At 59.7% G+C, this 15,569-nt stretch carries 16 protein-coding genes; 5 read left to right on the forward strand and 11 right to left on the reverse strand.

The features are described 5' to 3' along the window. Positions 1-106 precede the first annotated feature (106 nt). Positions 107-844 carry a TorF family putative porin gene (locus tag H8F23_RS10060; protein ID WP_194934260.1) on the forward strand — a complete coding sequence of 246 codons (738 nt, stop codon included), beginning with the start codon at positions 107-109 and terminating at the stop codon, positions 842-844. 228 nt (positions 845-1,072) lie between these two features. Beyond that, entirely contained in the window at positions 1,073-2,725 is a 1,653-nt protein-coding gene (locus tag H8F23_RS10065; protein ID WP_407692559.1) for a phosphoethanolamine transferase, read from the forward strand. A 129-nt stretch (positions 2,726-2,854) separates the two neighbouring features. Here H8F23_RS10065 and H8F23_RS10070 read toward each other — a convergent pair whose 3' ends face one another. The 11 genes from H8F23_RS10070 to H8F23_RS10120 all read right to left on the reverse strand — a co-directional run bounded on the left by H8F23_RS10070 (position 2,855) and on the right by H8F23_RS10120 (position 13,669). Then, positions 2,855-3,133: a DUF971 domain-containing protein gene (locus tag H8F23_RS10070; RefSeq protein ID WP_194934262.1), complete on the reverse strand. Its 279-nt coding sequence runs from the start codon at positions 3,131-3,133 to the stop codon at positions 2,855-2,857. After that, positions 3,130-4,092: a HEAT repeat domain-containing protein gene (locus H8F23_RS10075; protein WP_194934263.1), complete on the reverse strand. Its 963-nt coding sequence runs from the start codon at positions 4,090-4,092 to the stop codon at positions 3,130-3,132. The genes H8F23_RS10070 and H8F23_RS10075 overlap by 4 nt, the downstream gene beginning before the upstream one ends. Continuing rightward, a complete protein-coding gene (locus H8F23_RS10080) occupies positions 4,089-4,937 on the reverse strand; it encodes an ABC transporter ATP-binding protein (protein ID WP_194934264.1) in 849 nt (282 codons plus the stop codon). The genes H8F23_RS10075 and H8F23_RS10080 overlap by 4 nt, the downstream gene beginning before the upstream one ends. Continuing rightward, positions 4,937-5,716, reverse strand: coding sequence for an ABC transporter permease (locus tag H8F23_RS10085; RefSeq protein WP_194934265.1), 780 nt, complete (start codon positions 5,714-5,716; stop codon positions 4,937-4,939). The genes H8F23_RS10080 and H8F23_RS10085 overlap by 1 nt, the downstream gene beginning before the upstream one ends. A gap of 221 nt (positions 5,717-5,937) precedes the next feature. Further along, complete coding sequence (locus H8F23_RS10090; protein ID WP_194934266.1) at positions 5,938-7,362, reverse strand: ABC transporter substrate-binding protein; 1,425 nt, start codon at positions 7,360-7,362, stop codon at positions 5,938-5,940. A gap of 210 nt (positions 7,363-7,572) precedes the next feature. After that, the gene (locus H8F23_RS10095; RefSeq protein WP_003225615.1) at positions 7,573-7,818 is read right to left on the reverse strand and encodes a 4Fe-4S dicluster domain-containing protein; all 246 of its coding nucleotides are present in this window, start codon (positions 7,816-7,818) and stop codon (positions 7,573-7,575) included. A gap of 28 nt (positions 7,819-7,846) precedes the next feature. Continuing rightward, a complete protein-coding gene (locus tag H8F23_RS10100; RefSeq protein ID WP_194934267.1) occupies positions 7,847-9,577 on the reverse strand; it encodes a fumarate reductase/succinate dehydrogenase flavoprotein subunit in 1,731 nt (576 codons plus the stop codon). Continuing rightward, positions 9,574-10,326 (reverse strand): GntR family transcriptional regulator, encoded by a 753-nt coding sequence (locus H8F23_RS10105; RefSeq protein WP_016774450.1) that lies wholly within the window; start codon positions 10,324-10,326, stop codon positions 9,574-9,576. The genes H8F23_RS10100 and H8F23_RS10105 overlap by 4 nt, the downstream gene beginning before the upstream one ends. A gap of 183 nt (positions 10,327-10,509) precedes the next feature. After that, positions 10,510-11,475, reverse strand: coding sequence for a Gfo/Idh/MocA family protein (locus H8F23_RS10110; RefSeq protein WP_194934268.1), 966 nt, complete (start codon positions 11,473-11,475; stop codon positions 10,510-10,512). A 10-nt stretch (positions 11,476-11,485) separates the two neighbouring features. Beyond that, on the reverse strand, positions 11,486-12,373 hold the full coding sequence (locus H8F23_RS10115) for a Dyp-type peroxidase (RefSeq protein WP_194934269.1): 888 nt from the start codon (positions 12,371-12,373) through the stop codon (positions 11,486-11,488). Between the two features lie 183 nt (positions 12,374-12,556). After that, entirely contained in the window at positions 12,557-13,669 is a 1,113-nt protein-coding gene (locus tag H8F23_RS10120) for an AraC family transcriptional regulator (RefSeq protein ID WP_194934270.1), read from the reverse strand. 211 nt (positions 13,670-13,880) lie between these two features. Here H8F23_RS10120 and H8F23_RS10125 point away from each other — a divergent pair, with 211 nt between their 5' ends. The 3 genes from H8F23_RS10125 to H8F23_RS10135 all read left to right on the forward strand — a co-directional run bounded on the left by H8F23_RS10125 (position 13,881) and on the right by H8F23_RS10135 (position 15,551). Further along, complete coding sequence (locus H8F23_RS10125) at positions 13,881-14,828, forward strand: SphA family protein (RefSeq protein ID WP_194934271.1); 948 nt, start codon at positions 13,881-13,883, stop codon at positions 14,826-14,828. Positions 14,829-15,082: 254 nt separating this feature from the next. After that, a complete protein-coding gene (gene relB, locus H8F23_RS10130) occupies positions 15,083-15,277 on the forward strand; it encodes a type II toxin-antitoxin system RelB family antitoxin (RefSeq protein WP_194934272.1) in 195 nt (64 codons plus the stop codon). A gap of 46 nt (positions 15,278-15,323) precedes the next feature. Continuing rightward, positions 15,324-15,551 carry a type II toxin-antitoxin system RelE/ParE family toxin gene (locus H8F23_RS10135; RefSeq protein WP_324187882.1) on the forward strand — a complete coding sequence of 76 codons (228 nt, stop codon included), beginning with the start codon at positions 15,324-15,326 and terminating at the stop codon, positions 15,549-15,551. Positions 15,552-15,569 lie beyond the last annotated feature (18 nt).

Below are 15,569 nucleotides of genomic sequence, written 5' to 3' on the forward strand. Positions count from 1 at the left end.
TTCGCGAGCAAGCTCGCTCCCACATGTTTTGTGAGGGCGGCCGATATGGCATTCCCACACACAGTTTTCGTTCTGCCCAAAAATAATCACAACATCGGGACTTCACATGAAAGCCTTGCCCCTGTTCGCCCTGAGTTTCTTGAGCGTGCTGCCGTTGAGCAGCCAAGCGATCCCTCTGAACGATGACTTCGCCGTGTTGGTTGATCTGACCCTAGCCAGCGACTACCGCACGCGTGGCATCTCGCAAACGCAAAACGACCCTGCCGTGCAAGCCGGTCTCACCCTCGCGCACAGCAGCGGTCTGTACCTCGGCGCGTGGAGTTCCAACGTCGACTTCGGTGGTGGCCTGAAAACCCGTCAGGAAGTCGATTACTACGGCGGCTGGCTGTGGCAGGCGACCGAGGAAGTCAGCCTCGATCTGGGCTACATCAAGTACGCCTACCCCAAGGAAAGCCAGTTCAACCAGAGCGAGGTCTACGGGATTCTCGGGGTTTATGGGGTGAAGCTGGCGGCGTATTACTCCAGTGATGCGCCGGGGATAGATAGCAAGCAGAGTTCGCTGTACAGCTACATCGGTTATGAAACCGAGTTGCCGTTCGACTCGGGACTGAAGCTGCGTTACGGCAATATGGACTTCAAGGATCCGCATCTGTACTCGGCGTCCGGGCAGGCCGAGGACAGTTATCGCGAGTGGGAAGTCAAACTCACCCATAACCTCGCCGGCGTGGTACTGGGCCTGAGCTACATCGACACCGATCTCTCACAAACCCAATGCGTGAGCAATTGGGGCTTCAAGGATGTCTGCACGGCAACCGTCGTCGCCAGCGTCAGCAAATCTTTCTGACCCCACCGAGATCCATTGTAGGAGTGAGCCTGCTCGCGATAGCGGTGTGTCAGACAACACATCGTCACCTGACACACCGCTATCGCGAGCAGGCTCGCTCCTACAAGGATTCGCTTTGAATTCGGTAGTTGTTACAGGATGTTTACGAATTTTTTACTAATGTTCTTCTACAGTTACACGCGCAACCGCGTGGTTTTCTATTCAAGTAGAGGAATGTTTGACATGGCTTTGGGCAACGGACTGCGTTTACCGTCCATCACTCCTACCCGACTGGTGCTGCTGTTTTCCCTGGCGCTGGTGGCGTTGTACAACCTGGCGACCTGGAAGGCGCTGGGCACCCTGATCACTTTGCAAGGCGCGCACAAACTGGCGTTTTTCGCCTCGTTCGCGCTGTTTTTGTGGGCCGCGATCACCCTGCTGCTGACCCTGGTGTCGTTTCGCTGGACACTGAAACCGGCGCTCACCGTGGTCGCTCTGCTCTCGGCTTGCGCTGCCTATTTCATGAACGAATACGGCATCACCATCGACACGGTGATGATTCAGAACGTCTTCGAAACCAACCCCGCCGAAGCCACCGCGCTGTTCAGCGGCAAGCTGTTGGCTTACCTGCTGCTGCTCGGGGTGTTGCCGGCGGCGCTGATCTGGCGCTGGCCGGTGAGTTATCGACCGTTCTTTCGCGGCCTGCTCAACAAGATGCTGGTGGTCATCGCCTGTGTGCTGGTGATCGCCGTCTCGGTGGGCGCGTTCTATTCGACCTACGCGCCAATCTTCCGCGAAGAAGACAAGCTCACCCACTTCATCAACCCGACCAACTACATCTACGCGATCAGCAAGTACACCAAGCAACGCCTGGGCATCAAAAAGCATTTCGTGGTGCAGGCCATCGGCGAAGACGCGGTGATGAGCGCCAACGCGGCCAGCCGCGAGAGGAAATCGCTGATGGTCTTCGTGGTCGGTGAAACCGCCCGCGCCGATCATTTCTCGCTAAATGGCTACGAGCGCGAGACCAATCCCGAGCTGAGCAAACTCGACATCCTCAACTTCACCCAGGTGCATTCCTGCGGCACGTCGACGGCCGTCTCGGTGCCGTGCATGTTCTCGATGTTCCCGCGTGAGGATTACAGCGACAAGAAAGGCAAAACCTACGAAGGCCTGCTCGACATTCTCCAGCGTGCCGGCGTACAAGTGCTCTGGCTGGACAACAACAGCGACTGCAAAGGCACCTGCCTGCGCGTACCGCATCGCGACATTTCGAAGAATCAGCCGGGGCCATTCTGCGATGGCAACAACTGCCTTGACGAGGCGCTGTTGCAAGATCTGCAAAGCTACATCGACAGCCTCAAGGGCCACGCGATCATTGTCCTGCACGCCGATGGCAGTCACGGCCCGGAATACTATGAGCGTTACCCGAAAGAGATGGAGCGCTTCAAACCGATCTGCCACACCAACCAGCTGGGCAGTTGCAGCCGCGATGAACTGGTGAACGTGTACGACAACACCATCCTCTACACCGACCATTTCCTTGCCAAGGTCATCGAACTGCTCAAGCGCAATCAGGACTCACTGGACACGTCGATGGTTTACGTCTCCGATCACGGCGAATCGCTGGGCGAGAACGGGCTGTACCTGCACGCCGCGCCGTATGCGCTGGCGCCGCAAGCGCAGACCCATGTGCCGATGGTGATGTGGTTTGGTAATGGCACGCTCGCCAGTGAGGGGATCGATCGCGGTTGTTTGCAAGGCAAGACCGGGCAGGCCGATCTGAGCCATGACAACCTGTTTCACTCGGTGCTGGGGTTGTTTGATGTGAGGACGTCGGTGTATCAGCCAGGGCTGGATATTTTTCATGGCTGCCGGCCGTCGATGACGGCCGCGCAATAATCCCAGGAACTGCACAAATATCCTTGTAGGAGTGAGCCTGCTCGCGATAGCGGTGGATCAGCCAACATCATTGTTGAATGACATACCGCTATCGCGAGCAGGCTCACTCCTACAGGGGGCTGTGGTGGGTCAAGGGTTGAGGTTTGCCAGATAGGGCCACGGGTAGATTCCGCGCTGGTGGCCGTCGCTGAACACCAGTTGCACGCCATAGCCCTGCGGGTTGAGTTCGATCAGGCGCACGCGATCATCCACCAGTGGTGTCATGCCTTTGAGGCGAAACGCGCGGCATTGCGAGCACGGGCACTGGCGGCGCAGTTCGGCGTGGTTGAGCTGTTGTTCGCGGCCGTCCGGCCAGCTCAAGCGCAAGGTGCCTGCGCTTTGCGAATTAGCCATCGACAGCGGGTTCATTGCAGCTGACTCAAGGCGATGCGCACGGCTTTGCGCACCTCCGGGTCGCCGTCGTCCTGCGCGGCCTGCAACGCGGCCACGGCGCCGCGATCATGCAGTTCGCCCAAGGCCAGCGCGGCCTCTTTTCGCAGGTTGCTGATGCGATGGCCGAGGGTGTCGATCAGGGCGTCCAGCGCCGGGGCGAAACGCAAACGGCCGAGGCTGCGAGTGGCGCGCAGGCGCACTTGCCAATAATCATCGCTCAAGGCTTCGACGAGCGCGGAACCAGCGTCAATGTGGCCGACCTTGCCCAAGGTCGTCGCGGCTTCTTCGCGTACTTGCCAGGTGTCATCCCGCAAGGCCTGGCGCAGGGCTGGCAACACTTCGGCGCTGGAGGCCAAGCCCAAAGCGCCAGTCGCAGCACGGCGTACTTCGGTGTCGGGGTCAGCGCTGGCCAATCGTGCCAGGGCGGGCAAAGCGTCGAGCTGCTTGAGCCAGCCGAGCACACCCACGGCTTCACGACGAACGCTGGCGTCGGCATCGTTCAGCGCCGAAACCGCTGCCGGCGCGGCGGCGGCGAAACGCAACTCACGCAAGGCACGGAATGCGGCGATACGCACGCTGACGTCGGCGTGATCGGTCCACGGCAAAATCACCTGCCCCGCCGCTTCCGTTTTGAGCAAGCTCAGGCTCTGCGCGGCGGCCGATTGCACGGCGAGCGACGGGTCGGTCAAGGCTTCACACAAGGCCTGCACGACGTCCTCATCCTCCCAGGCCTCCAGCAAACGTGCGGCTTCAGCACGAACTTCTTCGGCGGAATCTTGCCTCAGGCGATCAACCAGCCAGAGCAAGCCATCCGGTTCTTCCAGATCCGCCAGATCAATCAGCGCAATGCGTCGCACACCGGCGTCTTCATCGGTGAGGCGCGGTTGCAGATCGAGAATGTCCTGGTTATCGGTCACAGCAAAAATAGAGGTCATAGGGCAAATCGCGGCAAAGGGTTTTCGGGAGGCAGGCCGAGCGGGTTGAGGCGCGGCAGCGGTCGGTCGTTGTCGTGGCGCAGCAGGTCGAGGCAGTGGCGTTTGAGTCGGGAGAATTCAGGGCTGGTGACCAGTTCGCTGGTGCGTGGCCGGGCGAAATCCAGGCGCAAGTCTTCGATGATTCGCCCCGGTCGCGCGCTCATCACCAGCAAGCGGTCGGCGAGGAACAGCGCTTCGTCGATGTCGTGAGTGACGAACACCACCGTGGTGCGGATGCGCGTCCAGATGTCCAGCAGCAGTTCCTGCATGTTCAGACGTGTCAGCGCATCCAGCGCGCCGAACGGTTCGTCCATCAGCAGCAGGCGCGGACGGTTGACCAAAACTCGGGCTATCTCGACGCGTTGCTGCATGCCGCCGGAGAGTTGATCGGGCCAGCGCTCGGCAAAGCCTTCGAGGCCGACCAGTTTGAGGATGTCATCGGCGGCGCGATGGCGCTCAGCCTTGCCGATGCCGCGCATTTTCAGGCCGAAGGCGACGTTGTCGCGCACCGTGCGCCACGGAAACAGCGTGTGATGCTGGAACACCATGCCGCGCTGCGGTGACGGTCCGGACACAGGCGCGCCATCGACTTTCAAGCTGCCGGCGTGAGCGCTCAGGTGCCCGGCCAGAGCGCCGAGCAGCGTCGACTTGCCGCAACCGGACGGACCAAGAATGCACACGAACTGGCCCGGTTCAATCTGGCAATCAAGTTCGCGCACGGCTTCGAACGCTTCACGCCCTGCGCCGAGGACGATGGACAACTGGCGGATGTCGATCCGCCCTTCCGGGGTTTGCATCACGCTCATCAGGCTTTTCCTCGCGGTCGATGCCAAGGCGTGAACAACCCGCCCAGGCGTTTGATCAGCAGGCTGCTGCCCATGCCCAACACGCCGATCAGCAACATGCCGACGACGATGTCGGCGTAGTTCTGAATCGTGTAGGACTCCCAGGTGTAATAACCGATGCCGAACTGGCCGGAGATCATTTCCGCCGTGACCAGGCAGAACCATGAAGTGCCCATGCCGATGGCAAGACCGGTGATGATGCTCGGTGCGGCGCCCGGCAAAATCACTTCCAGCAGAATTGCGCGGCGCCCTGCCCCGAGGCTTTTGGCCGAGGCGATCAGGCGCGGGTCGACGCCTTCGACGCCGTGCACGGTGTTGAGCAGGATCGGGAACAGCGCGCCGGTGAAAGTGATGAAGACCATCGACAATTCGGAGGATGGGAACATCAGGATCGCCAGCGGGATCCATGCGACGGCGGGGATTGGGCGCAGGACTTCCAGGGGTGGCAGCAGCAGGTCTTCGGCCCATTTTGAGCGGCCGATAGCCAGACCGAGGGCAATGCCGATCAGCAGTGCCGCGAGGTAACCGGCGAAGACGCGGCTGAGGCTGGCAGTGAGGTGTTGCAGTAGCCTGCCGGAATCGCCCAAGCCGAGCGCCGCTTCGATCACAGCCAAGGGTGTCGGCACGTTGGCGAAGGTGACGAGGCCGAGGTTCCAGTGATGGCTGGCGGCGAGTTGCCAGAACAGCAGGCAGAGCAGCAAGGATGCGGCTCTTGATGTCCAGCGGATGGGTGTTTTCATAGAGCGGGTTTCCAGTTCTGGATCTGTGTTGTGGCTTAGATTTACCCCCCTCACCCAGCCCTCTCCCCCCAAGGGGGGCGAGGGGGAAAGGGAGCCGATCTTCATGCTTTTCAAAACCTGAGTTCGACTCGATATTTCAGGTCGGCGTAGCTAGTCCAAACACCGCGGTCAGTCCCCTCTCCCCCCGGGAGAGGGCTAGGGTGAGGGGCTTTTGATCTTCATCAACGGACAGCGACGGCTTGGGTAGTGGCATCGGTGAAATCGAAGACTTTGCCGCCCTGTGTCGAGGCATACTGCTGCGCCTGACCCTTGAGCAAAAACGCGCTCAGACGCCCTTTCGCATCACTGGCAAACCACGCCTGCTCCGCGAGCAACTTGATCCCGCTGTCACTGGCCTGCGCATATACCGCACGGATGTTTTTACCTGCCTGCTTCAAAGCAGCCAGCGCGGTGAACGCCTCTTCCGCTGACGCGTATTGGCGCACCTTGTCCTCACCCCGCACCCAGATTTCCGCGACATGGCTGAAGTCGGTGATGGTTTTACCCGTCGCCGCATCCGTGGCCTTCAGCGGTGTCTGCGCGTAATTCGCCAATTGCGCCGTGTAATCCAGACCCGACGCCTTGAACGCCGCACGGATATATTGATCGTCAATGAAAGTGTTCAGATCGAGGCCACGATCGGCCTTCTTCAATAACTTCAAGGTGTCGATGGCCGTGCCAACCGCTTGGCGATATTCCGGCTTCCAGCTCAGGTCGCGGGTCTGCACGCCGAGCGGGCCGTGGAACAGGTAATTCACCTCGGCATCGACGCCAGTGACTTTGGCGATCAGTTCGCTGTACTTCTCAGGCTCGGCGGCGAGCAGTTGATTGGCCTCGATGCTCGCCCGCAAATAGGCGACGACGACTTCCGGGTACTTCTTCGCATACGCCTGATCCACCAGCGCACCGTGGAACGTCGGCGCATTGGCCTGAGCGCCGTCGTAGATCTTGCGGGCGAAGCCTCGGCTCGGAAACAGCTCGGCGAACGGCACGAAATCAGCGTGGGCGTCGATCTTGCCGGCCTGCAACGCCGAGCCGGCGACTTCTGGTGGCTGGGCAATGATGTTGACGTCCTTGAGCGGATCCCAGCCCTGCTCCGCCACCGCGCGCAACAACATGCCGTGGGCGGTGGAAGCGAACGGCACGGAAATGGTCTTGCCCTTGAGTTCGCTCAGCGATTGCACGCCGGACGCACTCGGCACGACGATGCCGTTGCCGCTGCCCTTGATGCTCCCCGACAGTACGCTGATGAACAGGCTGTGCTTGCCGGCAGTTTCGAACGCAACACCGTTGAACGCACCTGGGAAATCGGCCATGGCGCCGAAGTCGAGTTTGCCGGCGACCATCTCGTTGGTCAGTGGCGCGCCGCTGGTGAAGTTTTTCCACTGCACGTCGTATTTGGCGTCTTTGTAAGCGCCGTCGTGGGGCAGGTATTTGTCGAGCAGACCCAACTCACGAATCAACAGTCCGCCAGCGGCGCAATTGATGGTGGTGTCCTGGGTGCCGATGGCGATGCGGATGGTTTCGGCCGAGGCCGACAAAGTGAACGAAGCCAGTACCAGACCGGCGATTGCTGCACGCAACATGAGTGTTTCCCCTCGAATCATTTATTTGAGTTCGTCTCCGCCGCGATCAGGGCGCGGTGGGAAACGAGGGGTTTTCGGTAAGTCCAGCGTCCGGGGTTTGCCGGATGGCTTTGGGTTGTCGTAGATCTACTGTAGGAGTGAGCCTGCTCGCGATAGCGGTGTGTCAGCCTGCACATCTACATCTGACACACCGCTATCGCGAGCAGGCTCACTCCTACAAGGGATTGCGTTTCAACGCAGGAGATAGGGGATGTCGACCTTGACGGCGCCGGTCGGGCAATCCTTCTCGCACGGCATGCAGTACCAGCATTCGTCGAACGCCATATAAGCCTTCTGCGTCGCCGGATTGATCGCCAGCAAGTCCATCGGGCAGACATCCACGCACACCGTGCAGCCCTTCTCGGCGATGCATTTGTCCTCATCGACGGTGACGGGGGCGTTGGAGCGGAAGAAGATTTCTTGAGCTTGATAGGCCATGGTTCGGACTCTTTGATTTATTGATGCATCAAGCGGCGAAAGCGCCAACCCGCAGGCGGTCGTAAGCCTGCATTTCTTCGGCGTCGAGCGGGATGATGTAGGGCTCGACGGCTTTCTTGAAACTGGTCATCTGGCCGTCCTCGCCCTTCTTCAGATGGCAGTGGCAGAACCATTCACTGTCGTTGCGCTGCGGGTGATCGACGCGATAGTGGTAGAGGCCCCAGCGACTTTCGGCGCGAAACAGCGAGGCGCGTGCAGCCATTTCGGCGCAGTCGCGAATCACGCTGGTTTCCATCGCGCGCATCAGTTCATGGGCGTTGTTGGCCTTCATCTGCTCGAGATCGCGCTCGATGTCGCTGAAGCGTTGCAGGCCGATCTGCATTTTTTTGGTGACTTTCGGCGGTTGCAGGTAATCGTTAACGAAGCGCCGCAGCTTGTATTCGACCTGCGCCGGCGGCAGTCCATGTTCGCGATCCAGCGGGGCGTAGACCCGGGCCTTTTCCTTTTCGATCTGCGCGGCATCCAGCGCAGAAAACTCGCGCCCGGCGACAAAGTCTGCGGCGTTGTGCCCGGCAAACCAGCCATAGGTGAAAGCGCCGAGCATGTAGTTGTGCGGCACGGCAGCCATGTCGCCCGCCGAGTACAAACCCTTCACCGAGGTCTCGGCGCGCTCGTTGACCCACACCCCGGAGGCCGAGTGACCGCTGCAAAAACCGATTTCGGAGATGTGCATTTCGACCATTTGCGTACGGTAATCGGTGCCGCGATTGGCGTGGAACTGGCCGCGACTCGGGCGCTCGTTGCTGTGCAGAATCTCTTCGATGTTCTGGATGGTTTCCTCGGCCAGGTGATCGAGTTTGAGGAACACCGGGCCGTTGCCGCTCTCCAGTTCCTGGTGGAACTCCCACATCATCTGCCCGCTCCAGTAGTCGCACTCGATGAAGCGTTCACCCTTGTTGTTGGCGGTGTAGCCACCCAGCGGACCGGTCACGTAGGCGCAGGCCGGGCCGTTGTAATCCTTGATCAGCGGGTTGATCTGGAAGCATTCGAGGTTGGCCAGTTCGGCGCCGGCGTGATAGGCCATCGCGTAACCGTCGCCAGCGTTGGTCGGGTTCTCGTAGGTGCCCATCAGGTAGCCCGACGAAGGCAGACCGAGTCGCCCGGCAGCGCCACAAGCGAGAACTACAGCCTTGGCCTTGATCACATGGAAATCGGCCGTGCGGCAATCGAAGCCCATCACACCGTTGACGGTGCCCTCCTCGTCAGTCAGCAACCGCGTGCAAACGAGGCGATTGGTGATGTTCACCCGCGCACGTTTCAACTGGCGATAAAGGACCTTTTTGATGTCGTGCCCTTCCGGCATCGGCAGTACGTAGGCGCCCATGTGGTGGACTTTTTTCACCGCGTAATCGCCGGTTTCGTCCTTCTCGAACTTCACGCCCCAGCGATCAAGCTGCTCGATGGTTTCAAAACTGTGGGTGGCGTAGGCGTAAACGGCGGCCTGATTGACGATGCCGTCGTTGGCGATGGTGATTTCCTTGGTGTACTGCTCGGGCGTCGAGTGGCCGGGAATGATCGCGTTGTTCAGGCCGTCCATGCCCATGCTGATCGCGCCGCTGCGTTTGACGTTGGCCTTGTCGACCAGCAGCACGCGCAAGTCGCGGTTCTTTTCCTTGGCCTTGATCGCGGCCATCGGGCCTGCGGTGCCACCGCCGATGACGACGATGTCATATTCCTGTTCGAGCACGTTGCGGGTCATGCCTGCTCCCCTTTTTGCCGGTCGATCCGCAGGCGGTACTGGAACGCATCGCCACGGTAGTAAAGGTGTTCGAAGTCCAGCGGCTGGCCTTGCGCGTCGTGGGTCAGACGCTCGATGCGCATGATCGGCGAGCCGGCCTCGACGTTCAGCGCCTGGGTCAGGTCGCTGTCGGCGAGCACCGCATCGATGGCCAGATCAGCGTGACCGAGGGCGATGCCGCAGTCGTTTTCAAGGATCAGAAAGATGTCGCGGGTGACCAGATCAGCCTTCTCCAACCGCTCGCCGACGGCTTTGGGCAGGTAGGTGATTTCCAGCGAAATCGGTTCACGATTGATCAGGCGCACGCGTTTGATCTGCGCAACGATCTCGCCCTCGGCGACTTGCAAACGCTCGGCGACGCGCTTGTCGGCCGGGATGAATTTGAAGCTGCGCAGGCGGTTGATCACCTCGTAGCCACGCCCGGTCATCGACTCGGCGAGGCCTTGCAGGCTGCTGACGTTCTGGAAGGTTTTCGGTTTGGCGACGAAGGTGCCCTTGCCGTGGATCTTGAAGATCAGCCCTTCTTTCTGCAGATCGCCCAACGCCTGGCGCACGGTGATGCGGCTGACTTTGAACAGCGCACCGAGTTCGCTTTCGGAGGGCATCTGGCTGTCTTGCGGGTATTCGCCGTCGAGAATCCGCGCACGGAGGACATCGCGCAGTTGGGTGTGCAGCGGAACGCTACTAAGGGAAAGAACGTTATCGGTCATCACGGGATCACTTGTTATAACGAGTTATGACGTGATCTTAGAGTTGTTATGACAAGGTTAGAAATATTGTTTGGGCATAACCTTAGATTCGGTGTTGAAAATCAAAAGATCGCAGCCTTCGGCAGCTCCTACATAAGACCCCGATCCCCTGTAGGAGCTGCCGAAGGCTGCGATCTTTTGATCTTAACGTTTGAGGATCTGATCCATGACCCAGTCGGTCTTGAGCGCTTGTTCAGCGACGGCGGGATGTTGTGAGTCGCCACGAATGTGGGCGTTCATGCCGAGCACGTGATGCCACTGGATGTGTTCGTGATGGGGGATTTCCAGGCTGAGGTGTTCATCGGCATGCAACTGCACGGGATGCTCATCAAACACCGAAAACCCGATCCGCCCCTTGCTGCCAATGATCTCGACCCGATCCTCACGGCGATCCGCGACAAAACTCCAGCAACCCATGCCCAGTGCCCCGGAGGCGAAACGCCAACTGGCGCTGACGGCATCTTCTGCCGCGTACAACCCGGCCTGCCGCGCCGTGAATCCGGCGACCTCGACAATGTCACCGAGCAGATACTGAAACAGGTCAAAGCCATGACTGGCCAGATCGGCAAAGTAACCGCCACCGGCCACCGCCGGATCGGTGCGCCAATTGTCGCGACCGTCCAGATCCGCTGGCGAAGGCGCTTTGGTCAGCGTCCAGCTCAAGTGCCGCACCTCGCCAATACGCTCCTCCTCCAACCATTGCCGCACTTGCGCAAAACGTGGCAATGAACGGCGGTAATAGGACACGAACAAGTGCAAACCAGCCTCGGCAAATGCCTGCTGCATCTCGCGGCTTTGCCCGGCATTCAGCGCCATGGGTTTTTCCACGCAGCAATGTTTGCCGGCAGCGGCAACTTTCAGGCTGTAGGCGTGGTGGTTGTCGGGGGGCGTGGCGATGTACACCGCGTCCACCTCGGGATCGTTGATCAGCGCATCGACGTCGGTGTAGACCCGTTCGATGCGGTGGCGCGCGGCGTAGTCGGTCACGGCTTCGAGGCGTCGGCCCATCACCCCCACCAGCGCCGAACCGGGCGCCTTGTAGAAGGCCGGCCCGCTCTTGCGCTCAGCGACGCTGCCACAACCGATCATGCCCCAACGCACCACGTTCATTTCTATTCCTTTAGCCGATGCGCAAGGCGCGCAGATCGAGGTGACCGTCCTTCAGCGGCGGGCACCAGTAGTAGCCGCCAGTGATCGGCCGACTGATGCGATACAGACCATCGGTGATGCCGTCTTCCAGACCGCTCATACGGCGCAGTTGCGCTTCGAAGGCATCCAGCGAGAAACCGAAGGCGAGGAACATCAGACCGGCGCGATCACCTTCGATCCACGGCATCGAGCGGCGCACGACGAACGCTTCCGGGGCGAAGCTTTCCTGCGCGGTGCGTTTGACGTGGGCGGAGACTGGCGCGTCGTCGATCTCTTCGTTATCGCTGAGGCGACGGCCCATGATGTTGTCTTTGTCCTCGGCCGAGAGTGTGTGGAAACCCTTGAGGTCGTGCTGCCACTGCTGGATCGCGGCGAAGCTGCCGCCGACCATGCCGTCAGCGCCTGCGCTTTGCAGGGCGGCGGCGATGGCGGCTTCGTCGTGCGGGTTTTCGGTGCCGTCTTCGTAGCCGGTGAGGTCGTGGCCGTCCTTGTGGCGGAAGGCTTCCTGCATTTCTACCAAGCGCAGGGCCGGGGCCAGTGCGGCTTCGAGAGCGTTGCAACGGTTGAGCAGTTCACCACGGTCGACGCCGTGCAGCCACACCCACAGCGCGTGCTGGGTCGACGGGTTCTCGACGCCAACACCGGTCAGCGCCGGGAAGCTGCGCAGGCCGTCAATCTGCACGTTGAGCGCCTTGACCAGGGATTCACCAAAACCGACCACCGCCGACTTGCCGTCCACCTGATTGAGCAGGCTGTCGAGCGCCTGCGGCAGGGCTTCAACCGACTCAAGGGCGAAAAACAGATGACGCGCTTGCGCAGGAACAGGGGTGGCGAGAATGCCCGGCTGGTAGTAACTCATGTGAACTCCTTGGGAAAGTGCGCGGGAGTTTACCTGTGGCCGGAGGGTTTGTGTGGGTTTGGATGGAAGTCAAAAGCCCCTCACCCTAGCCCTCTCCCCGAGGAAGAGGGAACTGATTCGGGGATACTAGAAATCTACGCCGACCTGAAGGTGCAGCTGTGAATCCATAATCGACGCGATCCTTCAGGTCGATGTAACTCGCAAGACACCGCGGTCGGCCCCCTCTCCCTCTGGGCGGTCCGACGTTTCGGGAGGGCTGGGGTGAGGGTGCACGTCATTACGCCAGGCGCTAGGGCTCAGCCCCGTCCAGCGCTTGAACGCCCGCCGAAAACTGCGCACATCGCTGTAGCCCACTTCTTCGGTAATCCGTTCAATCGGCATATCGGGATTGGCCAGCAGACTCAAGGTCCGTGCCTGCCGCACTTGCTCCAGCAACGCCTCAAACGTCAACGCATGCTCAGTCAAACGCCGGCGCAACGTGCGGCTGCTCATATTCAAATCACCGGCAATCTTTTCAATGTGACTGCCGCTGCTCAAGTCCCGGGCGATCGCCCGCTCCACCGCTTGAATCAGATCGAGCTTCTGATGCACCTGCGCCGCTTCCAGCTCCAGCAATGCAACGGCCTGACGCAACGCCAGCGAATGATGATTAGGCAGGTGCACGTCCAGCCATTGCCCATCGATCAGCATGCGATTGTGCAAGCAACCGAAGCGCACATCCGGCCCCAGCAGGCGGTGATATTCGCTCAGGTAATCCGGCGCGGCATGCACAAATTCCACGGCAATCGCCTTGAACTCAGCCCCCACCAGTGCGCGGCCATACACCAGCAGGCTGGCGAAGAACTCCTCGACCGCAAACACCTGCACGTCGGCAAACGGCAAGCGGCATTCCGCATCGAGATGCACCTGCCCGCCGACCACATCGACGCTAGACACGACGATGCCGCCCGAGGTGTGCTGGTGGCGAATGCCGAGGGCAAAGGCATCGCGCAAGGTCTTGCACAGCGACAACACGTGCCCGAGAAGGCCCAGTGTGCCGAGTACGTTCTGCGCCCCGACCCACAGCCCCAAACCCTGATTGGGCAGCACTTTGAGTGCGCGCTGAATCATCGCTACGGCCTGGCGATAGGAAATCCGCTGCGCCGGATCCTGCAGATCCTCAAGGGTGAAACCCAGCCCACGGCACAGGCTCTGGGAATCGATTCCTCTGTTCTGCACGACTTCAGCGAGGGTTTGCAAAAGAAACGGCGAGACCAGCGCCAATTCAAAGGTCGGGTCTTGGACTTTTACGTTCATGGGGGCTGACATTCCGGATCACGCTTGATTGTTATTTTTGTAACCGGTTATGTCGAAGGAAGTTAGCACAGGGTGCGCGAACTGTCCGCAGATGCCCCCCTCGGTGTCCGCCAATACCCTGCCCCAACGTACGCCAAACGCTTATTTCTAGCGTACCGGCGCTCCGAGCGACCGGTACCAGGTCCCAATCACAATAATAATGAGGACAGTCATGAGCCCGAACCGCGTGAAATCCTTCTTGCCACTCGCCCTTTTCATCGCAGGTTGCACCCTGACGTTGCCCGCTCTGGCCACCGAAGCCGGGGTCGACAACATCGGCACCGGCACCGACGGTTTCTTCATGCTGCCGCTGGAAGTCGACAGCCTTCCGCAGAACATGGTCGCGTTCAACCTCTACTACAACCATTACAAATCGACCCGGTTGAACATCAGTTCGCTGGGAGGCAAGGTGCCGAACGTCGAAATCGAATCCACCGCGGTGATTCCGCGTCTCGATTACTTGAGCCCGGTGCGTGTGTTCGGAGGACGCCTTGCCGGGTACATCGCCCAGCCGTGGTTGAAGCAGGAAGTCTCGGTGTTCGGCTTGAGCGACACCCGCGAAGGCATGGGCGATACCACCTTCGCACCGATCATTCTGTGGGACATGGGCAAAAACCTGACCCTTGGCGCCGCCGTGGAAGTCACCGTGCCCACCGGCGAATACAGCGTCGATCGACTGGCCAACACCAGCAACAATTTCTACACCTACAAGCCGCTTTTCTCGTTCACCTGGCTGCCGACCGATAACACCGAAGTCTCGATGAAGACCACTTACAGCTTCAACGAGAAAAACAAGGACACCGACTACAAGTCCGGCCAGATTTTCCACTTCGATTATTCGGCCAGCTACAAGGTCACCGACGATCTGATGCTCGGCGTCAATGGCTACTTCCTCAAGCAAACCACCGACGACAAACAGTTCGGCCACACCGTGCAGTTTGCCGGGCAGGACGTCGACGACGGCGTACGCGGCAAGGTATTCGCGATTGGTCCGGCGCTGCACTTCACCTTTCTCAAGTACGCCAGTGCGGAGATTCGCTGGGCCAAGGAATTTGATGTGGAGAACCGGCCGGAGGGGGAAATGTTGTGGGCGAAGGTGAGTATTCCCTATGCGTTCTGAGTGCATTTGTAGGAAAGCGCACCTGGATTTGTAGCCTGAAAGCCTGAAAAACGCATGGGTGGAATACACCTACAGCGGCGGTCGAGATTACCGGACAACAGGGGGAAACGTCTGGCAGATTTAAAAGGTGCGCTTGCAGATACTGGGCTCCGTTACCCCGTGGTTCCTCAAGGGCTCATGGGGTGCATCGTCAGCCAGTGACGACAATGGGCCATTCCCCCCTTAGACTGCTTGAAATTGATCACGGAGGTCATATGAGCATATTGCTTTCCCCGTTTTATTCCGAGTTCGAATCCGAAGAAGAGGCAGAGAGCTACGATCGCTGGTTTCGTGCCAAGGTGCAGGCTGCACTGGATGATCCTAGTCCTGGTATTCCCCATGAGGAAGCCATGGTGCGGCTCGACCAATTATTAGAAGAGAAACGCAAGAATCGACGCGCTGCCGCTTGAATGGAGCGATCAGGCTCTGGACGATCTGGCTGACATTATCGATTACATTGAACAATTCAATTCCAACGCTTCAGCGGCTCTGCAGCACAAGGTGGGTGCAGCAACGCAAAGGCTTTCATCAATCCCTTATGGTTACAGATCCGGTCGAGTGCCAGGCACCCGGGAAATGGTGGTCAATCCAAACTATCTGCTGGTCTATCGAGTGAACGGGCTCATCAAAATACTGACGTTAGTCCACACTCGACAACAGTACCCACTAACCTCATCAACATAAAAAAAGGGCGACCAACCG

This window comes from Pseudomonas neuropathica (assembly GCF_015461835.1).
Lineage (GTDB): Bacteria > Pseudomonadota > Gammaproteobacteria > Pseudomonadales > Pseudomonadaceae > Aquipseudomonas > Aquipseudomonas neuropathica.

Excerpts from the sequence above, each read along its gene's own strand:
- H8F23_RS10060 (WP_194934260.1), top strand. The coding sequence starts at position 107 with ATGAAAGCCTTGCCCCTGTTCGCCCTGAGTTTCTTGAGCGTGCTGCCG.
- H8F23_RS10070 (WP_194934262.1), bottom strand. The coding sequence starts at position 3,133 with ATGAACCCGCTGTCGATGGCTAATTCGCAAAGCGCAGGCACCTTGCGC.
- H8F23_RS10075 (WP_194934263.1), bottom strand. The coding sequence starts at position 4,092 with ATGACCTCTATTTTTGCTGTGACCGATAACCAGGACATTCTCGATCTG.
- H8F23_RS10080 (WP_194934264.1), bottom strand. The coding sequence starts at position 4,937 with ATGAGCGTGATGCAAACCCCGGAAGGGCGGATCGACATCCGCCAGTTG.
- H8F23_RS10085 (WP_194934265.1), bottom strand. The coding sequence starts at position 5,716 with ATGAAAACACCCATCCGCTGGACATCAAGAGCCGCATCCTTGCTGCTC.
- H8F23_RS10090 (WP_194934266.1), bottom strand. The coding sequence starts at position 7,362 with ATGATTCGAGGGGAAACACTCATGTTGCGTGCAGCAATCGCCGGTCTG.
- H8F23_RS10095 (WP_003225615.1), bottom strand. The coding sequence starts at position 7,818 with ATGGCCTATCAAGCTCAAGAAATCTTCTTCCGCTCCAACGCCCCCGTC.
- H8F23_RS10100 (WP_194934267.1), bottom strand. The coding sequence starts at position 9,577 with ATGACCCGCAACGTGCTCGAACAGGAATATGACATCGTCGTCATCGGC.
- H8F23_RS10105 (WP_016774450.1), bottom strand. The coding sequence starts at position 10,326 with ATGACCGATAACGTTCTTTCCCTTAGTAGCGTTCCGCTGCACACCCAA.
- H8F23_RS10110 (WP_194934268.1), bottom strand. The coding sequence starts at position 11,475 with ATGAACGTGGTGCGTTGGGGCATGATCGGTTGTGGCAGCGTCGCTGAG.
- H8F23_RS10115 (WP_194934269.1), bottom strand. The coding sequence starts at position 12,373 with ATGAGTTACTACCAGCCGGGCATTCTCGCCACCCCTGTTCCTGCGCAA.
- H8F23_RS10120 (WP_194934270.1), bottom strand. The coding sequence starts at position 13,669 with ATGAACGTAAAAGTCCAAGACCCGACCTTTGAATTGGCGCTGGTCTCG.
- H8F23_RS10125 (WP_194934271.1), top strand. The coding sequence starts at position 13,881 with ATGAGCCCGAACCGCGTGAAATCCTTCTTGCCACTCGCCCTTTTCATC.
- relB (WP_194934272.1), top strand. The coding sequence starts at position 15,083 with ATGAGCATATTGCTTTCCCCGTTTTATTCCGAGTTCGAATCCGAAGAA.